The sequence below is a fragment of the Streptomyces sp. NPDC058375 genome (assembly GCF_042723425.1).
GTDB classification, from domain to species: Bacteria; Actinomycetota; Actinomycetes; order Streptomycetales; family Streptomycetaceae; genus Streptomyces; species Streptomyces durocortorensis.
This window is the reverse complement of record NZ_JBHXJG010000001.1, coordinates 1-17,234: the sequence shown is the minus strand read 5'-3', so window position 1 is coordinate 17,234 and position 17,234 is coordinate 1. Positions and strand designations below refer to the sequence as shown.

General features: G+C 73.7%; 16 protein-coding genes. 6 read left to right on the top strand and 10 right to left on the bottom strand.

Going from position 1 to position 17,234, the window contains the following annotated elements; genetic code table 11:
• Positions 1-49 precede the first annotated feature (49 nt).
• Positions 50-1,426, top strand: coding sequence for a hypothetical protein (locus ACFWM7_RS00080; protein ID WP_383253212.1), 1,377 nt, complete (start codon positions 50-52; stop codon positions 1,424-1,426).
• Between the two features lie 16 nt (positions 1,427-1,442).
• On the opposite strand, the gene ACFWM7_RS00075 is transcribed toward ACFWM7_RS00080, so the two are convergent.
• From ACFWM7_RS00075 to ACFWM7_RS00060, 4 genes are read right to left on the bottom strand one after another with little or no spacing between them, the layout of a single operon-like run.
• On the bottom strand, positions 1,443-2,420 hold the full coding sequence (locus tag ACFWM7_RS00075; RefSeq protein WP_383253211.1) for an ABC transporter substrate-binding protein: 978 nt from the start codon (positions 2,418-2,420) through the stop codon (positions 1,443-1,445).
• Complete coding sequence (locus ACFWM7_RS00070) at positions 2,417-3,370, bottom strand: ABC transporter ATP-binding protein (RefSeq protein ID WP_383253209.1); 954 nt, start codon at positions 3,368-3,370, stop codon at positions 2,417-2,419. Before ACFWM7_RS00070 ends, ACFWM7_RS00075 begins: the two co-directional genes overlap by 4 nt.
• Positions 3,367-4,452, bottom strand: coding sequence for a FecCD family ABC transporter permease (locus ACFWM7_RS00065; RefSeq protein WP_383253207.1), 1,086 nt, complete (start codon positions 4,450-4,452; stop codon positions 3,367-3,369). The genes ACFWM7_RS00070 and ACFWM7_RS00065 overlap by 4 nt, the downstream gene beginning before the upstream one ends.
• Complete coding sequence (locus ACFWM7_RS00060) at positions 4,449-5,498, bottom strand: FecCD family ABC transporter permease (protein WP_383253205.1); 1,050 nt, start codon at positions 5,496-5,498, stop codon at positions 4,449-4,451. The genes ACFWM7_RS00065 and ACFWM7_RS00060 overlap by 4 nt, the downstream gene beginning before the upstream one ends.
• Positions 5,499-5,668: 170 nt before the next feature.
• Between ACFWM7_RS00060 and ACFWM7_RS00055 the strand changes: the two genes are divergently transcribed.
• Positions 5,669-6,304 carry an HAD family hydrolase gene (locus ACFWM7_RS00055; protein ID WP_383253203.1) on the top strand — a complete coding sequence of 212 codons (636 nt, stop codon included), beginning with the start codon at positions 5,669-5,671 and terminating at the stop codon, positions 6,302-6,304.
• A gap of 48 nt (positions 6,305-6,352) precedes the next feature.
• Here ACFWM7_RS00055 and ACFWM7_RS00050 read toward each other — a convergent pair whose 3' ends face one another.
• Positions 6,353-6,670, bottom strand: coding sequence for a hypothetical protein (locus tag ACFWM7_RS00050; RefSeq protein ID WP_383253201.1), 318 nt, complete (start codon positions 6,668-6,670; stop codon positions 6,353-6,355).
• Between the two features lie 23 nt (positions 6,671-6,693).
• Positions 6,694-6,930: a hypothetical protein gene (locus ACFWM7_RS00045; protein WP_352239484.1), complete on the bottom strand. Its 237-nt coding sequence runs from the start codon at positions 6,928-6,930 to the stop codon at positions 6,694-6,696.
• Between the two features lie 185 nt (positions 6,931-7,115).
• Between ACFWM7_RS00045 and ACFWM7_RS00040 the strand changes: the two genes are divergently transcribed.
• Complete coding sequence (locus ACFWM7_RS00040) at positions 7,116-7,499, top strand: cold-shock protein (protein WP_383253198.1); 384 nt, start codon at positions 7,116-7,118, stop codon at positions 7,497-7,499.
• A gap of 78 nt (positions 7,500-7,577) precedes the next feature.
• On the opposite strand, the gene ACFWM7_RS00035 is transcribed toward ACFWM7_RS00040, so the two are convergent.
• The 4 genes from ACFWM7_RS00035 to ACFWM7_RS00020 form a co-directional block, all read right to left on the bottom strand.
• Positions 7,578-8,456 carry a 1,4-dihydroxy-6-naphthoate synthase gene (locus tag ACFWM7_RS00035; protein WP_383253196.1) on the bottom strand — a complete coding sequence of 293 codons (879 nt, stop codon included), beginning with the start codon at positions 8,454-8,456 and terminating at the stop codon, positions 7,578-7,580.
• The gene (locus tag ACFWM7_RS00030) at positions 8,434-9,150 is read right to left on the bottom strand and encodes a futalosine hydrolase (RefSeq protein ID WP_383253194.1); all 717 of its coding nucleotides are present in this window, start codon (positions 9,148-9,150) and stop codon (positions 8,434-8,436) included. Before ACFWM7_RS00030 ends, ACFWM7_RS00035 begins: the two co-directional genes overlap by 23 nt.
• Before the next feature lie 88 nt (positions 9,151-9,238).
• On the bottom strand, positions 9,239-9,718 hold the full coding sequence (locus tag ACFWM7_RS00025; RefSeq protein WP_205083183.1) for a DUF2771 domain-containing protein: 480 nt from the start codon (positions 9,716-9,718) through the stop codon (positions 9,239-9,241).
• 27 nt (positions 9,719-9,745) lie between these two features.
• The gene (locus tag ACFWM7_RS00020; protein ID WP_383253191.1) at positions 9,746-11,209 is read right to left on the bottom strand and encodes an MFS transporter; all 1,464 of its coding nucleotides are present in this window, start codon (positions 11,207-11,209) and stop codon (positions 9,746-9,748) included.
• A 408-nt stretch (positions 11,210-11,617) separates the two neighbouring features.
• Here ACFWM7_RS00020 and ACFWM7_RS00015 point away from each other — a divergent pair, with 408 nt between their 5' ends.
• The 3 genes from ACFWM7_RS00015 (at position 11,618) to ACFWM7_RS00005 (ending at position 17,198) form a co-directional block, all read left to right on the top strand.
• Positions 11,618-12,550 carry a DUF3027 domain-containing protein gene (locus ACFWM7_RS00015; RefSeq protein WP_383253189.1) on the top strand — a complete coding sequence of 311 codons (933 nt, stop codon included), beginning with the start codon at positions 11,618-11,620 and terminating at the stop codon, positions 12,548-12,550.
• Positions 12,551-12,891: 341 nt separating this feature from the next.
• Positions 12,892-16,095 (top strand): sacsin N-terminal ATP-binding-like domain-containing protein, encoded by a 3,204-nt coding sequence (locus tag ACFWM7_RS00010; RefSeq protein WP_383253380.1) that lies wholly within the window; start codon positions 12,892-12,894, stop codon positions 16,093-16,095.
• A 245-nt stretch (positions 16,096-16,340) separates the two neighbouring features.
• Positions 16,341-17,198: a calcium-binding protein gene (locus tag ACFWM7_RS00005; RefSeq protein ID WP_383253187.1), complete on the top strand. Its 858-nt coding sequence runs from the start codon at positions 16,341-16,343 to the stop codon at positions 17,196-17,198.
• The last annotated feature ends 36 nt before the right edge of the window (positions 17,199-17,234 follow it).

Below are 17,234 nucleotides of genomic sequence, written 5' to 3'. Positions count from 1 at the left end.
CACGGTAGCCGCTGGAACGCTACCGTCGGGGCAGGGCCGGGTAGAGGGGATGCACCGCGTGGGGATCGAGAGCGACCAGCTCGTGTACGACTACCTGAGCCGGGTCGGCGACCTGGCTCAGCAGCAACAGCTCTCGTCGGGCGCCCGGATGCGGCTCGTCTCGACGCTCCGGGGCGAGATCGACCGCCGCCGGGCCACGGAGGGCGCGGACTCCCCGGCGACCGTGCGGCGCATCATCGGCAGGCTGGGCAGCCCGGACGAACTGGTCGCCGCGGCGGCGCGGTCCGCCGACGGCACGGTCCCCCTGCCGTCCGCCCGGACCGGGGCGGGGAGCGGCGAGCCGCAGCGGCGGGGCCTGCCCCGGCCCCGGAGCGGGCTGCTGCGCAAGGAGCCGAGCGAGCCGAGGCAGCCGAAGAAGCCGAGGGAGCCGAGGGAGCCGAAGGGCCTGAAGGAGGCTGGCCCCCTGGCGGGCGGGGGCCGGGACGCCCAGAGCCTCAAGAGGCCGAAAGCCGGTTTCGGGCGGGGCGCGTCGCGCCGCGATGCCGGGGATACGCCGGAGAGCCGTACGGATGCCGCTGGTGCCGCTGGCGCCGCTGGTGCCGCTGGTGCCGCTGGTGCGGCCGGTTCGGCCGGTGCTGCCGCCGTGCCTCGACCCGGGACCGCCCCCGACGACCACGCCCCCGCCCCCGGCCCCGCCGACGTCCCCGTCCACTCCTGGCCCGACCCCTCCGCCCCGCACATGCTCGGCCAGGACCAGCAGGGCGACGGGGACGGCCCGACCGACTGGTGGCGCCTGGAGCCGGGCCCCTTCGACGAGGGGACCGCTGTTCCCGGGTTCTTCGGCGGCATCGAGGCCCCGGAGCTTCTCGGCAGGCGGCCGAGCAGCTCCGTCGACATGGACAAGAAGGGCACGCAGGGCGAGAAGGCAGACGGGGAGGACGGCCCGGAGGGTGCGGGCGACGGCAAGGCCGAGAGCGGCGCGAACACCGCCGGCCGCCGTCGCGCCCTGCGCCTCGTGAAGCTCCGCCGCCGCAGGACGGCTCACGTCGTCGCCGAGCCTGCCGTCGCCGCCCCCGGCCGCCGCGGCGGCTTCGCCCACCCGCTGCTGCTTCTGGCCGCAGTCCTGCTCGTCGCAGGAGTGGTCACCGGTTCCTGGCTGCCGCTGGCGGGCGGCTGGCTGATCGCGTACAGCTCGCGCACCCTCTCCCGTACGGAGGCGAAGTGGGCGGCGCTCGGCCTGCCGGGCGTGGTGGCCGCCACGGCCCTCGTATGGATCTGGGGCCGGATGGAGGGGCGCTGGGGCGAGCCGATCCGTGAGGGCGCGATGCGGGACGTCCTGCTGGAGACCTGGCCGGTGGTCGTCCGCGTCGCCGCCGTCGCCTCCGCGCTCTACCTGGTGTGGCGGGCGCGGAGGCGTACGGGGTGAGGTCCGGGCGCGTCGGCTACTCGCTCAGGCTCTTGTGGAGCTCGCCGAGGATCTTGTCGGCCGCCGTGTAGCCGATGCCCTGGATCCACAGCTGGTCGTCGACCGCGAAGACCTTGTCGTTCTTCACCGCGTCCATGTTCTTCCACAGGCCGCTGCCGGTGGTCTGCGTCTCCTTGGCCTTCTTCGGGTCGCCGTACGTCGAGTGGAAGACCACGTCCGCGTCCGCGAGGTCGATCTTCTCGGGGCTGACGTCGTAGGAGAAGCCGTCCTTGGCCTTGTCGGTGATCGCGGGGCGGCCCAGACCCACGTCGGCCAGGATCGTGGCGATGTAGTTCTGCTTGCCGTAGATACGGATGTCCGCGCCCTCGACGAAGCGGACCATGTTGACCTCGGTCCCGGCGACCTCCTCCTTGCCGCCGAGCGCCTTCGTCACGTCCGCGACGTGGTCCGCGTACCCGTCCGCGACCATCTTCGCCTCGGCCTCCTTGCCGAGGGCCTCCGCGTGGACCTGGAAGTTCTCCTTCCAGGGGTAGCCGGTGTTCTCCGTCATCACGGTCGGCGCGATCTCGGACAGCTCGGCGTACTTGTCGCCGTGCCGGACCTTGCTGGTGAGGATGAGGTCGGGCTTCAGGGCGGCGATGGCCTCCAGGTTCGGGGTCATCATCCGGCCGACGTCCTCGATGCCCGCGACCTGGTCCTTCGGCAGGTAGTTCAGGAAGCCCGATGACACGTCCGCGTGGGTCGCGCCGACCGGCTTCACACCGAGGGTGAGGGCTGAGTCCAGTTCGGCGGTGTCCAGGACGACGACCCGCGCGGGGGCCTCCTTGACCTTCACGTCGCCCATCGCCGTCTTCACCGTACGGGTGGAGCCGGAGGCGGAGTCGGAGTCGGAACCTGAGTCGTCGGAGGAGCCGCAGGCGGCCAGGGTCAGTGCGGCGACCGTGGACAGGGACACGGCGGCCAGGGCGCGGGGGCGGAGGCTGCGCAGGGTCATGGTCGGAGGACCTTTCCGGGAGTCGGGTCGGACGCGGAAGCAGAAGCGGAGGGCTGAGAAGAAGCAGAAGCGGAGGGCTGAGAAGAAGCGGAAGCGGAGGACGGAACGGGCGCGGGGGCCCACGGTGCGCCCGGGACGACGAGCGGCGAGCCCGTCACCGGGTCCGGGACGATCACCGCCTCCAGGCCGAAGACCTCACGGACGAGCTCGGCCGTGACGACGTCCCCGGGGGCGCCCTCCGCGACGATCCGGCCCTCCTTCATGGCGACCAGCCGGTCCGCGTACCGGGCGGCCTGGTTGAGGTCGTGCAGCACGGTGACGACCGTACGGCCCCGGGTGCCGTCCGCGGCTGGGGATGCCAACTGGCGTACCAGGTCGAGGACTTCCACCTGGTGCGCGATGTCCAGATACGTCGTCGGCTCGTCGAGCAGCAGCAGGTCCGTGTCCTGGGCCAGCGCCATCGCGATCCACACCCGCTGGCGCTGACCGCCCGACAGCTCGTCCACCGGCCGGTCGGCCAGCGCCGTCACATCCGTGCGGGACATGGCGCCGGTCACCGCCCGCTCGTCCGCGTCCGACCACTGCTGCCACCAGCTCTGGTGCGGCTGGCGGCCGCGCGCGACGAGGTCGGAGACGGTGATCGCCTCGGGCGCCACCGGGGTCTGCGGGAGCAGCCCGATGGACCGGGCGATCTCCTTCGTCGGTATCCGCGCCAGTTCCGTACCGTCCAGCAGGACCGCCCCGCCGCGCGGCTTCAGCAGCCGGCCGAGCGCCCGCAGGGTGGTGGACTTGCCGCAGGCGTTCGGGCCGACGATGACGGTGACCTGTCCGTCCGGCACGGTGAGGTCCAGCTCGTGGACCACGGTGCGGTCCTCGTACGCGAGGGTCAGGGAGCGGGCGGCCAGGCGGGAGCCCGTCTGCGCCGTGTCGGTCGTCGGGCTCGGGCTCATGCGGTGCCTCCACTGCGGCTACGGTGGCCGCGGATGATCAGCCAGATCAGGTACGGGGCGCCCACCGCCGCCGTGAGGACGCCCACCGGCAGTTCGGTGGGCGAGAACAGCCTGCGGGCGAGCAGATCGCCGAGGACGACGATCACTGCGCCCAGCAGCGCCGAGGACAGCAGGGGGATCTGTGCGGTCCGGGTCATCCGGCGGGCGACCTGCGGGGCGAGCAGCGCCACGAAGTCCACCGGGCCCGCCGTGCCCGTCGCCACGGACGCCAGGACCACCCCGAGGGCGACGAGCCCGAGCCGTACGCGCCCCAGGCGTACGCCCAGCGCGGTGGCCGTGTCGTCGTCCATCGTCACGGTGCGCTGTGCGCGGGCCGCCCAGGCGATGGCGGGCAGCAGGATCAACAGCGTCCAGCCGATCGGGGCGGCCTCCGACCAGCCGCGCCCGTTGAGTGAACCGGTCATCCAGATCTGCGCCTGCTGGGCGACCAGGTAGTCGCCCTTGGTCAGGAAGAGGGTGGTCACCGATCGCAGCGCGACGGCGAAGCCTATGCCGATGAGGACGAAGCGGGTGGCGTGCAGACCGCCGCGCCAGGCGAAGACGTAGACGAGCGCAGCCGCGGCCACTCCGCCGACGACGGAGAGGTAGGGCAGGACCGTGTACGAGGTGATGCCGAAGGTCATCGCCCCGACCGTGAGCGCGCTCGCGCCCTGGCTGATGCCGATGATGTCGGGGCTGGCCAGCGGGTTGCGGGCGACCGTCTGGATCAGTGCCCCGGCGACCCCGAAGGCCGCACCCACCAGCAGCCCGACGACCATGCGCGGCAGCCGCAGCGTGCCCACGACCAGCTCGGCCGACGACGGCTGCCCGAGGACCACCTTCACGACCTCGCCGGGCGCGACGAAGCTCTCCCCGACGCAGAGGTAGGCGACGCAGACGGCGGCCAGGAGGAGGAGAAGGCCCGCCGCGACGACGGACGCCCGCCGGTGCAGCAGGAACCGGCCGCGGGGCCCGGCCTTCACCACCGAGTACCCGGCGGGCCGCACCCGTACGGCCGTGTCGGTCACAGACGTACCGCTCATGCCGGCACCGCCTTCCGGCGTACGAGGGCGACCAGGAACGGCACCCCGATCAGGGCCGTCATCACGCCCGCCGGGACCTCGCTCGGCGGGAACACGATCCGGCCCACGACGTCCGAGACCAGCAGCATCACGGGCCCGATCAGCGCGGCCATGGGCAGCACCCAGCGGTGGTCGTTGCCGACGACCGCGCGGGCGATGTGCGGGACGGCGAGCCCGATGAACGCGATCGGCCCGGCGGCGGCGACCCCGACCCCGGTCAGCACGGTCGCCCCGGTCCCGCCGACGATCCGGACCGCCGCGACGTTCTGCCCGAGCCCCTTCGCCACGTCCTCGCCGAGTGCGAGGGCGTCCAGGCCGCGGGCGACGGAGAGCACGAGGACGACGCCGATCAGGAGGAACGGCCACACCTGCTGCACGACGTCCGCCTCCCGGCCGGCGATCGACCCGACCTGCCAGAAGCGGAACTCGTCCAGCGCCGACGCCTTCGTCGTGAGGATCCCCATCGTCACCGACACCAGCAGCGCGTTGATCGCCGCACCGCCGAGCGCCAGCTTCACCGGGGTCGCGCCGCCGCGCCCCCGGGAGGCGATGGCGTACACGGCGACGGAGGCGACGCCCGCGCCCGCGAAGGCGAACCACACGTAACCGGTCAGCGTGTGGACCCCCGCGAACGCGATGGCCATGACCACGGCCACCGACGCGCCCTGGCTGATGCCGAGGATGCCGGGGTCGGCGATGGGGTTACGGGTGATGCCCTGGAGCACCGTGCCCGCGAGGGCCAGCGCCGCGCCGACCATCAGCCCGATGAGCGTGCGCGGCACCCGCATCGTGCGGATCACCTCGGCGGCGTCGGAGTGCCCGCCGTGCAGCAGGGCGTCGACCACCTCGCCCGGCGGGATGGAACGCGCGCCCACGGCGAGGCTCAGCAGGACCGCCAGCAGCAGGGCGACGACGGCCGCGGCCGTCGCGGTCGCGCGTCGGGAGAGGCGGGGTGCGCGGGGCGCACCGGGTGGCGCGGCGGCCCGCACGGGCGCTGACGCTGACATGGGAACCAATCGGGCCGGACACGGAACCTGAGTAGGGCTGGGGCACGGTGCCGGGCCGGTAAGGCTTGGCTAAGTGCGCGCCTCAGTCTAGGCGGCGGCTTTCCGGCCCCGATGGCGGTCCCCGACGGGGGCTTCGGGGCCGCCTGCGGCGGGTCGGCACAATGGCAGGCATGGCTTCCACGGTTCAGCACCCCCTGACGGTCGGCTTCGACCTCGACATGACGCTCATCGACTCCCGGCCCGGCATCGCCGCCGCTTTCCGGGTCCTGTCCGCGGAGACGGGGGCACCGATCGACGTGGACCTGGTGGTGAGCCGGCTCGGCCCGCCGCTGGAGACGGAGCTGGCGCACTGGTTCCCGGCCGAGGACGTGCCGTCCGTCGCCACCCGCTACCGGGAGATCTACCCCGACCACGCGATAGCCCCGAGCACGGCGCTCGCCGGGGCGCGGGACGCGGTGGCGGCGGTCCGGGCGCTCGGCGGCCGGGCGATCGTCGTCACGGCCAAGTACGCGGCGCACGCGGAGCTGCACCTGGCCCACCTCGGAATCGAGCCGGACGCGGTGATCGGCTGGCTGTGGGCGGAGGCGAAGGGCGAGGCCCTGCGTGAGCACGGTGCGCAGGTGTACGTCGGCGACCACACCGGCGACGTGCGCGGGGCGCGGGCGGCCGGCGCGCTGTCGGTCGGGGTGACGACGGGCCCGTGCGACGCGGCGGAGCTGCGGACGGCGGGCGCGGACGTGGTGCTGGAGGACCTGACGGGCTTCCCGGCCTGGTTGACGGCCTTCGAGGCGGACCGGGCGGCGTAGCGGCGGCCGGGCCGGGCTCAGAGGGTGTCCTGCAGGTCAGGACACCCCCTAGGCCACCGCCCGTTCCCGGGTCCGGTCGAGGACCCATTCCAGGCCGTTCGGTCCCGGGGCGTAGGCGGGGGCGTCGCGCCAGATCCCGGCGAAGACCTCGACCAGCGCGTCGGGCGCGTCGTCGGCGGTGGCCGGCCGGGTGCGCAGCAGCGCCAGCAGTATCGGGGCGAGCAGGTCGTAGAGCCGGCCGAGGGCGTCCTCGCTGCCGTACGCGACCTGCACCAGGAGATCGTCGATGTGCTCCGCGGTCCTGCCCGGCACGGCGCAGCCGGGGCCCGGGAGCGGGGTCTGCGGGGTACGTCCTGCGTGGTTCACGGGACCGAGCCTAGGCACGCCGGCTACGGGTTCGCGGCCCGTTTCGGCGAGTTCACCCATGCCGAGCGGACGACGCCCGCCCCGGCGATCAGGAACCCGACGCCCATCAGCATGCAGACGGCGTACGCGACCGGCGGGAACGGGTCCGTACCGAGGAACAGGGGGGCCACGGTGACCAGGGTGGCCAGTGCGCCGACGAAAAAGACGATCGCGCCGACCTGAACGAGCCGGTCGCCTGCGCCTGAAGGAGTAGTGCTCACGTCACCAGGGTAGTTCCCAGCCCGGAGGAACTCTCCGGGGACGTCTTGTCACCGGCCGTAGGGCCATTAGCCTGGAACCCGGCGGGTCGCGGTGACCCGCTGTACTGCTATCCGGAGCCGTTCTCCTCGCCCTCCCCGAGGACCGGCTCTCCCGCACACCGACGAGTACGAGGACGAGGACAGACGTGCCCACCGGCAAGGTCAAGTGGTTCAACAGCGAGAAGGGCTTCGGCTTTCTCTCCCGCGACGACGGCGGCGACGTCTTCGTCCACTCGTCGGTACTCCCTGCCGGAGTCGACGCACTCAAGCCCGGCCAGCGCGTGGAATTCGGCGTGGTGGCGGGCCAGCGCGGCGACCAGGCCCTTTCCGTGGTGGTCCTCGACCCCACGCCGTCCGTCGCGGCCGCCCAGCGCCGCAAGCCGGACGAGCTGGCGTCGATCGTGCAGGACCTGACGACGCTCCTGGAGAACATCACGCCCCAGCTGGAGCGGGGCCGCTACCCGGACAAGGCCGCCGGCGCGAAGATCGCGGGCCTGCTGAGGGCGGTCGCCGACCAGCTGGACGTGTAGCCGGCCCGGTTCGACGTGTGGGCCGGGCCCGGCTGTCGGGGCCGGGCCCACACGGCGGTTTCGGGCCGGGCCCGGCTGTCAGGGAAACGCCAGCGCGTCCGGCCCCAGCGGCGGGACCAGGCCCTCGGCCGCCGCGCGGGTCAGCAGGCCGCGGACCGCCGCGTAGCCGTCCTCGCCGAGGTCGGCGGTGAACTCGTTCACGTACAGCCCGATGTGCTGGTCCGCGACGGCCGGATCCATCTCCTGGGCGTGCTCCAGGACGTACGGCCGGGAGACCTCCGGGTGGTCCCAGGCGAGCCGGACCGAGCTGCGGGCGGCGTCGGCCAGGCGGCGCAGGGTCTCCTCGCCGAGGGAGCGCTTCGCGATGATCGCGCCGAGGGGGATCGGGAGGCCGGTCGTGTCCTCCCAGTGGCGCCCCATGTCGGCGAGGTTGTGGAGGCCGAAGTTCCGGTATGTGAAGCGGGCCTCGTGGATGACCAGGCCCGCGTCCACCTTGCCGTCCCGTACGGCGGGCATGATCTCGTCGAACGGCATCACGACGACCTCGCCGACGCCGCCCGGGACCATCTCCGCCGCCCAGAGCCGGAACAGCAGGTACGCCGTCGAGCGCTCGCTCGGCACGGCGACGGTCCGGCCGGTCAGGTCGAGGCCCAGCTCCTTGCTGAGGACCAGCGGACCGCAGCCCCGGCCCAGCGCCCCGCCGCACGGCAGCAGCGCGTACTCGTCCAGCACCCAGGGCAGCACCGCGTACGACACCTTCAGGACGTCCAGCTCACCGCGTTCGGCCATGCCGTTGGTGATGTCGATGTCGGCGAAGGTCACGTCCAGCGCGGGCGCGCCGGGGACGCGGCCGTGCGCCCAGGCGTCGAAGACGAACGTGTCGTTGGGGCACGGGGAGAAGGCGATCTCGATCGCGTCCCCGGCCGGGGTGCCGCTAGCTGCGGTGTCGGTCGTCATGCCGGTTCCAACCTTCCAGTACGGGTGCCGTCTTCCCGAAAGCGTCCGTGAGCGCCGCCAGCGCGTCGCCGATGCGCCAGGCGTCCCGGTCGCGGGGGCCGACCGCGTTCGAGACGGCCCGCAGCTCCAGTACGGGCACGTCGGCCCGGGCGGCGGCCTCCGCGACCCCGAAGCCCTCCATCGCCTCGGCCAGCGCCCCCGGGTGCGCGGCGAGCAGGCCGCCGGCGCGTTCGGCGGTGCCGGTCACGGTGGAGACGGTGAGGACGGGGCCGGCGGTCGCGCCGGTGGCGGCCGCCACCTCCCGTACGAGGGCGGGCGGCGGGGTGAAGCGGTCCCGGCCGAAGCCGAGCGCGGTGACGGGGAGGAAGCCTTCGGGGGTGTCGGCGCCCAGGTCGGCGGCGACGATGTCGCTCGCCACGACCAGCGAACCGAGCGGGGTCAGGGGCGTGAACGCCCCGCCGATCCCGGCCGAGACGACCAGCCCGTACGGCTCCGGGGCCGATGTCCCCGACGCGAGGGCGAAGGCGGTGGCCGCGGCGGCCGCGGCCGGGCCCGCGCCGCCCGCCAGGACGTCGAACGCCCCGCGGCGGTGCAGCTCGCCCCCCGGCAGCGCCACGGACTCCGACGCGCCCCCGAACGCACGCGTGACCGCGTCCCGTTCCACCGGGACAGCGGTCACGACGAGCACACGCACGGAAGTCAGCCTCAAAGTCGAGGACGGGGAGCAGCACGGGGAGCAGCAGGGCGGAACAGGGCGAAGGGCCGGCCCCGGTCCTGCAGGGTCAGTCCTTCTTCTCGAACTTGAACTGCCAGACGCCCGTGAGCTTCTTGCCCTTGGTCTCCACGATGGAGACGGTCGTCTCCTTGGAGGTCTCGCCCGTCTGGCTGGCGAGGAACGCGTTTCCGGGGATCGTCCGGTACGTGTTCTTGTACGGCTCCTGCTCGGCCTGCTGGCCGTTGATGAAGAGCGTCCAGCCGTTCTCGGCGATCTCGGGGTCGACGCCGAAGCGGACCTTGTCGTCCATGGAGATCTTGACGGTCTTGTCGGCCTTCTTGTTCAGGCAGCCCTGGATCAGCGACTCCTTGATCGGGTTGCCGTCGTCGTAGCACGCGGCCTCGGTGTTCACCGAGTCGCTGCCGACCGTCACGGTCGCGAGCGGCGTCGGCTTGTCGCAGGCGGACAGGACAAGGAGTCCCGCGGACACGGCACCAAGAGCGACGCCGATTCGACGGCCCTTACCGGAGAAGAACGCAACGGTCATGGGCCGAAGGCTATCGGTCGCCTCCGCTCACGCCACGCGGGGGTGCGGCGTGCCGCGCCGCGCGGCCCCCAGGAGGCCCCGTACGGACGTGGCCGCGCCGAGTGCGAGGATGCCCGCGGCGACCGACATGCCGAGCACCGCGTTGAGCGGTAGGGCGATGCCGATACCGCCGCCGACCACCCACGCCATCTGGAGCAACGTCTCGGACCGGGCGAACGCGGAGGTGCGGACCTCCTCGGGCACGTCCCGCTGGATCATCGCGTCGAGCGACAGTTTTGACAGGGCCTGGGTGAAGCCGGCGACCGCGCCGAGGGCGGCGACCAGCAGGGTGGAGAAGAACACCGCGGCGAGGACCGCCACACCGAGCGCGAGCCCCAGCACCGTCGCGATGATCACCTCGGGGCCGCGGGCCCGGAGCCAGGAGCCCACCGCCGTACCGCAGGCGTTCCCGACCCCGGCCGCCACGCCGACGATGCCCAGCGAGACCGCCGCGCTCTGCCCGGCCAGCGGGTGCTCGCGGAGCAGGAACGCCAGGAAGAAGATGAGGAAGCCGGAGAGGGCTCGGTGCGCGGCGTTGGCCTGGAGCCCGTGCAGGACGGACCCGCCGACGGACCGCAGGCCCGGCGGCCGCTCCTTGGCCGGCTTCTCCCCGTTGCCGGCCTTGCCGCCGCCTCTGCGCAGCCCGGCCCGGGTGCTGCCCGTCCGCCCCGACGCCTTGCCGGGGGCGGGCCGCGGCGCGCTCTCCCCGTGGTGCGGGACGATCAGCCGCGCCCGGCGTTCGCCCTTCGCGGAATCGACCTTGTGCGGCAGTGTGAAGGCGAGGAAGGTGCCCGCGACGAAGATCGCGCAGGCGCCGTAGAGCGGCCAGGCGGAGCCGATGGTCTGGAGGCCGGCGCCGATCGGGGCCGCCACCCCCGTGGCCAGCAGCCCGGCCAGAGTGACCCGGGAATTGGCCTTCACCAGGGAGAAATTCGGTGGCAGCAGCCGAGGCACGACCGCGCTGCGCACCACGCCGTACGCCTTCGACGAGACCAGGACGCCGAGCGCGGCCGGATACAGCTCCAGACCGCCCGTGGCGACCGCGCCCGACATGGTGATCGCCAGCAGCGCCCGGGCCAGCATCGCGCCCGCCATCGCGGCGCGGCGGCCGTGCGGCAGCCGGTCGAGGAGCGGGCCGATCACCGGGGCGAGGAGGGTGAAGGGGGCCATGGTGATGGCGAGGTAGAGGGCGACCCGGCCGCGCGCCTCGTCGGTCGGCACGGAGAAGAAGACGGTGGAGGCGAGGGCGACGGTGATCATGACGTCGCCCGCGCCGTTCACGGCGTGCAGCTCGATGAGTTTGCCGAGGCCGGATTCGCCCGCTCCGTGGGCGTGCGTCGCCTTGCGGATGGAGCGCGCCGTGCCGGTGAACGGGGCGCGCAGGGCATGGCCCGTCGCCCGTCCCGCCCTGCGGAGCGGGCCGGGACCGTCGTGCGACCTGGCGGCAGTCACCCCGTCATAGTGCCCCAACCCTGGCCGGTATGAACGGTGATCGGCCGCGGACTCGCGTGGGACGCGGTGGGTGACGCCCTGTCGGACGAGCGGGCCGGCGCCGTGCGGTGATCGGTGTCGGCGGGAACCCGTCGGGAACGGATACGGCACGTTTGGGGCGGGCAGGTGGGCGCAGAGCGGCGGAGAGGGTAGCGTGCGTAACGCGCCACCGGCGGTTGTTCTTGGCCGCGCGCCTCTCGGCGATCCCGCAGAATGGGTGGCAGAAGGCGCGCCCGAGGCAGGCACAACGGGTGTGGACGTCGACGCGGCCCCCAGGTCCGCTCCGCCCGCACTTGTCTGGCCGAAAACGGCAATCGTGCAGCAGCTGGCGCGCTCGTGAGACTGGCGTATGGAGAGAAGCGAAGACCTGTGAGTGCTGCGACGACGACGCGAAGCCGTACGGCCCGGACCCCCGTTCCCGACCGCCTGTGCGCCGAGGCGGTGGACCTCGCGCGCGCGGCCGCCGAGGAGGCCGCCGCGCCCGGTGTGGTCGGTGAGCATGTCGGCGTGGTCTCCGAAGGGGACCGGGTCGTCACGCACTACTTCGAGGCCAAGGAAGCCGGCTACCGGGGCTGGCGCTGGGCGGTGACGGTGGCGCGGGCCTCCCGCGCGAAGAACGTCACCCTGGACGAAACGGTGCTGCTGCCGGGGGCGGACGCGCTCCTGGCGCCGGAGTGGGTGCCGTGGAGCGAGCGGCTTCGCCCCGGCGACATGGGCCCCGGGGACCTGCTGCCCACCGAGGCGGAGGACCTGCGCCTGGAGCCCGGCTGGACCGGCGAGGACGAGCCGCCGCCGAACTCGATCGTCTCCGAGGAGCTGGCGGAGCTGGTCGACTCGGAGGACGCCGAGCTGACGGACCGGCCGGTGGCCGCGACCAGCCGGGGTTCCATCGCCGCGGTGGCCGAGGAGCTGGGTACGCGTCGGGCGCGGGTGCTGTCGCGGTACGGGCTGTACGAGGCGGCGGACCGGTGGGACGAGGCGTTCGGGCCGAAGACGCCGATGGCGCAGGCGGCGCCGGCGACGTGTGTGAGCTGTGCGTTCCTGATCCCGATGGCGGGCTCGCTGAAGCAGGCGTTCGGGGTGTGCGCGAACGAGTTCGGTCCGGCGGACGGGCATGTGGTGTCGCTGGCGTACGGGTGCGGTGGGCACTCGGAGGCGGCGGTGATGCCGAAGCCTGTGCGGCCGGCGGATCATGCGCTGGACACGATGCGGGTGGACGCGTACGCGCTGCGGCCGAAGCGGGGCGAGGGCTCGGTCCCGACCGAGCCGGACGGCGCGTCGGAGGACCTGGGCCACTCCTGAGGTCCGCCCACCCCAGCCCGTCCACCCCAGCCCGTCCGGCGTTTGAGGACGGAACCGTGGCGGTGGTCCGGGGTGCCGCTTCAGGGGCTTAGGCTCCGGGGTCCTGTTTCGTGGCCGCCTACCCAGGCGAGGGTTTCGTCCTCAAGCGCCGGACGGGCTTGGCTTGATTTCGGCGCACCATGTCGACGGTTCCGTCCTCAAACGCCGGACGGGCTGGGGGCCGGGTGGGCCGGAACGTTGGTACGGCGTGGGCGGCGCGCGGGGTACCTTCGGGCGCACACTGGGCGGCAGGAACTGGCACGCCACCCAACACCACGGCGGACGGAGTCGACAGCGTGAGCATCAAGGCGACCGAGGGGGCCGATCCGTTCGGGACGGCACGGCTGCGGCGCGGCGTGCTCGACGCATGGGGCGCCGGACCCGCCCGGTTCCGGGAGGACGCCAACGCCGAGGAGGACCTCGCGCTCGGCGGCTACCGCGACCGCCTCGTCGTCGAGCTGGCCCAGAACGCCGCCGACGCCGCCGCCCGCGCCAAGACCCCCGGCCGGCTCCGCCTCACCCTGCACCCCGCCGCCCCCGGCGACCCGGACGCCCGCTGCGTGCTGGCCGCCGCCAACACCGGCGCACCGCTCGACGCCACCGGCGTGGAGTCCTTGAGCACCCTGCGGGCCTCCGCCAAGCGCGAGGGACACGAGTCCGCGGTGGGCCGCTTCGGCGTCGGGTTCGCCGCCGTCCTCGCCGTCAGCGACGAACCGGCCGTGCTCGGCCGCCACGGCGGCGTCCGCTGGTCGCTGGCCGAGGCGCGCGAGCTGGCCCGCCAGGCGGCCGTCGGCTCCCCCGGCCTCGGGGACGAGCTGCGCCGCCGCGACGGACACGTGCCGCTGCTGCGCCTGCCGCTGCCCGCCGAGGGCTCCGCGCCCCAGGGGTACGACACCGTCGTCGTGCTGCCGCTGCGCGACGGCACCGCCGAGGACCTGGTGGCCCGGCTGCTGGCCGCCGTGGACGACGCGCTGCTGCTCACCCTGCCCGGCCTGGACGAGGTCGTCATCGACACCCCGGACGGCACGCGGACCCTGACCCGGTCGCAGCACGGCCCGTACACGCACATCGACGACTCCGCGCGCGGTCTGGGCCGCTGGCGCACCGTCCTCCACCACGGGCCCATCGAGCCCTCCCTGCTCGCCGACCGCCCGGTCGAGGAGCGGCTGCGCCCGCACTGGTCGGTGACCTGGGCGGTCCCGGTCGACGAGTCCGGTGCCCCGCTCCACCCCCGTACGGCGCCGGTCGTGCATGCCCCGACCCCCACCGACGAACCTCTCGGCGTCCCCGCCCTGCTGATCGCCTCGCTCCCGCTGGACACCGCCCGCAGGCACCCCGCGCCGGGGCCGCTGACCGACTTCCTGGTGGAGCGGGCGGCCGACGCGTACGCCGAGCTGCTGGGCGACTGGCGGCCGGTGTCGACCGGGACGATCGACCTGGTGCCGGGCCGGCTCGGCAAGGGCGCGCTGGACGGGGCCCTGCGCGGGGCGATCCTGGCCCGGCTGCCCCGGATCGCGTTCCTGGAGCCCGCCGCACCCCGCGACCCGGAGGCGGAGAGCGGCTGGGGCGACGACTGGGACCGCGCGGAGGCCGCCACCGAGGCCTCCTCCGCCCTGCGGCCCGTCGAGGCCGAGGTCGTCGAGGGCGTCGGGGCCGAGACCGTATGGGTGCTCGCCGAGGTGCTGCCCTGTCTGCTGCCCGCCGGCCTGGAGCGCCGCCCCGAGCTCCGCACGCTCGGCGTCGCCCGGGTGCCCCTCACCGAAGCCATCGACCGCCTCGCCGGTCTGGAACGCGACCCCGCCTGGTGGCACCGGCTCTACGACAGTCTCGCGGGCACCGACCCCGACCGGCTCACCGGCCTCCCCGTGCCGCTCGCGGGCGACCCGGAGGACGAGCAGGCGGGCCGCCCGCCGCGCACCACGGTCGGGCCGCGCCAGATCCTGCTGCCCCTCCCGGACGCGCTCACCGGCCCCGTCCTCGGCCGCCTCTCCCGGCTCGGGCTGAAGGTCGCGCACCCGGACGCCGCCCACCCGCTGCTGGAGAAGCTCGGGGCGCTTCCCGCCACGCCCCGCGCCGTGCTGACGACCCCTCAAGTGCGAGCGGCCGTCGCCGGATCGCTGGACGCGGGGGAGATCTGGGACGAGGACGCGCTCGACGGCGACGAGCTGGCCGAGACGGTCCTCACTCTCGTCCGGGACGCCGAACTGGCCCCCGGCGACGAGCCCTGGCTCGGGGCGCTCGCCCTCCCCGACGAGGAGGGCGAGCCCGCTCCCGCCGGGGAACTCGTCCTCCCCGGCAGCCCGTTCGCGCAGATCATGCGGGAGGGGGAACTCGCCCTCGTCGACCAGGAGTTGGTCGACCGCTGGGGCGAGGCGCCCCTCACCGCCTGCGGAGTGCTCGCCACCTTCGCTCTCGTACGCGCCACCGACGTCGTCCTCGATCCGGACGAACTGGAGCCCCGCGACAGCGACTTCGCCGAACCCGACGACGCCGGCCTGCTGGACGCCGTCGACGTCTGGTGCGAGGACCTGCTCGACCAGCTGCCGGAGACCCCGGTGCCGCCGGTCGCCACCGAGATCGTCGCCGTACGGGATCTGGACCTGGTCGACGACGACGCCTGGCCGCAGGCGCTCGCGCTGCTGGCGCAGCCGCCGTTGCGCGACGCGCTGACGCAGCCGGTGCGGGTGCTGCTCCCGGACGGCACGACGCAGTCCGTGCGCCCGTACACCGCGTGGTGGCTGCGCGACCACCCGGTGCTGGACGGCCGCCGCCCGGCCGGTCTGCGCGCGGCGGGCGGCGATCCGCTGCTGGCCGGGCTGTACGACGCGGTGGACGCCACCGGCTTCGACGACGCCCAGGTCCTGCGGGCCCTCGGGGTGCGTACCTCGGTCGCCGCCCTCCTGGACGAGCCGGGCGGCGCGGCCGAACTGCTGGGCCGCCTCGCCGACGAGGACCGCCCCGTCACCCCCGTACAACTGCACGCGCTGTACACGGCCCTCGCCGAACTGGACCCGGACCAGGTGACGTTGCCGGACGAGCTGCGCGCGGTGGTGGACGGGGACGTCACGGTGGTCGACGCGGCGGACGCCGTGATCGCGGACGCCCCGGACGTCCTGCCGCTGACGGAGGGGCTGCCCCTGCTCCCCGTAGCCCCTTCGCGGGCCGCCGAGTTGGCCGACCTCCTCCAGGTGCGGCGGCTCGGCGAGACGGTCGAGGCGGACGTCACCAGCGAGGGCGAGGAGCACCGCGTACCGGAGCCGGTCCGCGTCCTGCTCGGCCCCGCCACCCCCGACGCGTACATCGAGCACCCCGAACTCCGCGCGGGCGGCGTCGAACTGGACTGGCGCCGCACCCCGGACGGTGTCGTGCACGCCGCCACCCTGGAGGGCGTCGCGGCGGGGCTGGCGTGGGCGGCCGGCCAGTGGCCCCGCCGCTTCGAGGTCGCGGCCCTGCTGGAGGACCCGTCACGCACGGAGGAGCTGGCGCGGGACCGCTGGTTCGACTGAGGGGGCGCGGCCCGTGGGGCGGGTGTGAGGGGCAGTGTGCAGGTGGCTGGCGTGACGAGAGTGGCGGGGGTGACGGGCGGGGCGTCGATGCGATCTTCACTCCTTTCACAGAAAGTTCATTCGGGCGCACAACTGTTCACGCGTTTCGCCTGTCTACCCCTGTGAGCCAACAGGCTCCTGGACCAGATTGGGCCCCGCCCGGGCTGACGACGTGCCCCGGGGCCCCTTCTCCACTTGGGGAACACATGCGTATCCGTGCCACCGTGGCCGCCGTCTCCGGCGCCCTGGCCCTGTCCGCTCTCGCCGTACCGGCCGCGCAGGCCGAAGACGACCGTTCGTGGTCGGTGCCCCAGCCGTTCTCGGCCTCCCAGCCCGCGAAGGCGGAGTCCGGCAAGGGGAAGAGCTCGTTCGGCGCCACCGCGAAGGCCGGCGCCGCGAAGATCACTGCCGCCGTCCTCAACGGCGGCAAGCCCGCCGTGGCGGGCACCAAGACGCCGCAGACCTACAGCCTGTCGGTCACGGCCACCGGCGTCTCGGACATCTACGCCTTCGTCTGGAGGGGTTCGTCCATCGACGACCCGAACAGCATCGGCATCGACCAGAACGAGGAAGCGTCCGACTGCACGGCGGTCAACGCGACCACCACCACCTGCAAGATGACCGTCACCTTCGACCCGGCGTTCCTGTACAACTCGGACGCCGGCTCCTGGACCATCGGTGCGGCCGCCCTCACCAACGACGGCGAGGTCATCGAGAACTACGCGGTCGCCAAGACGTCGCTCCAGCGCTTCTCGAAGCTGACCGTGAACGCCGCCCCGGAGCCCGTCAAGAAGGGCGCGACCCTGACGGCCACCGGCAAGCTGACCCGCGCCCACTGGGACACCAACACGTACAAGGGTTACACCAACCAGCCCGTGAAGCTCCAGTTCCGCGCGAAGGACGCCACCAGCTACACGACGGTCAAGACCGTCACCTCCAGCTCCACCGGCGCCCTGAAGACCACCGTCAAGGCCTCGGCCGACGGCTACTGGCGCTACAGCTTCGCCGGTACGTCCACCACCCCGGCCGTCTCGGCCGCCGGTGACTTCGTCGACGTGAAGTAGTACCCGGTACGCGGAAGCCCCCGGGAGGACGGTGAT

What these genes read in the sequence shown, in the direction of transcription:
- ACFWM7_RS00075 (WP_383253211.1), bottom strand. Translation starts at nt 2,420, where the DNA reads ATGACCCTGCGCAGCCTCCGCCCCCGCGCCCTGGCCGCCGTGTCCCTG.
- ACFWM7_RS00025 (WP_205083183.1), bottom strand. Translation starts at nt 9,718, where the DNA reads ATGACCGTTGCGTTCTTCTCCGGTAAGGGCCGTCGAATCGGCGTCGCT.
- ACFWM7_RS00035 (WP_383253196.1), bottom strand. Translation starts at nt 8,456, where the DNA reads ATGACGACCGACACCGCAGCTAGCGGCACCCCGGCCGGGGACGCGATC.
- ACFWM7_RS00065 (WP_383253207.1), bottom strand. Translation starts at nt 4,452, where the DNA reads ATGAGCGGTACGTCTGTGACCGACACGGCCGTACGGGTGCGGCCCGCC.
- ACFWM7_RS00060 (WP_383253205.1), bottom strand. Translation starts at nt 5,498, where the DNA reads ATGTCAGCGTCAGCGCCCGTGCGGGCCGCCGCGCCACCCGGTGCGCCC.
- ACFWM7_RS00055 (WP_383253203.1), top strand. Translation starts at nt 5,669, where the DNA reads ATGGCTTCCACGGTTCAGCACCCCCTGACGGTCGGCTTCGACCTCGAC.
- ACFWM7_RS00070 (WP_383253209.1), bottom strand. Translation starts at nt 3,370, where the DNA reads ATGAGCCCGAGCCCGACGACCGACACGGCGCAGACGGGCTCCCGCCTG.
- ACFWM7_RS00080 (WP_383253212.1), top strand. Translation starts at nt 50, where the DNA reads ATGCACCGCGTGGGGATCGAGAGCGACCAGCTCGTGTACGACTACCTG.
- ACFWM7_RS00005 (WP_383253187.1), top strand. Translation starts at nt 16,341, where the DNA reads ATGCGTATCCGTGCCACCGTGGCCGCCGTCTCCGGCGCCCTGGCCCTG.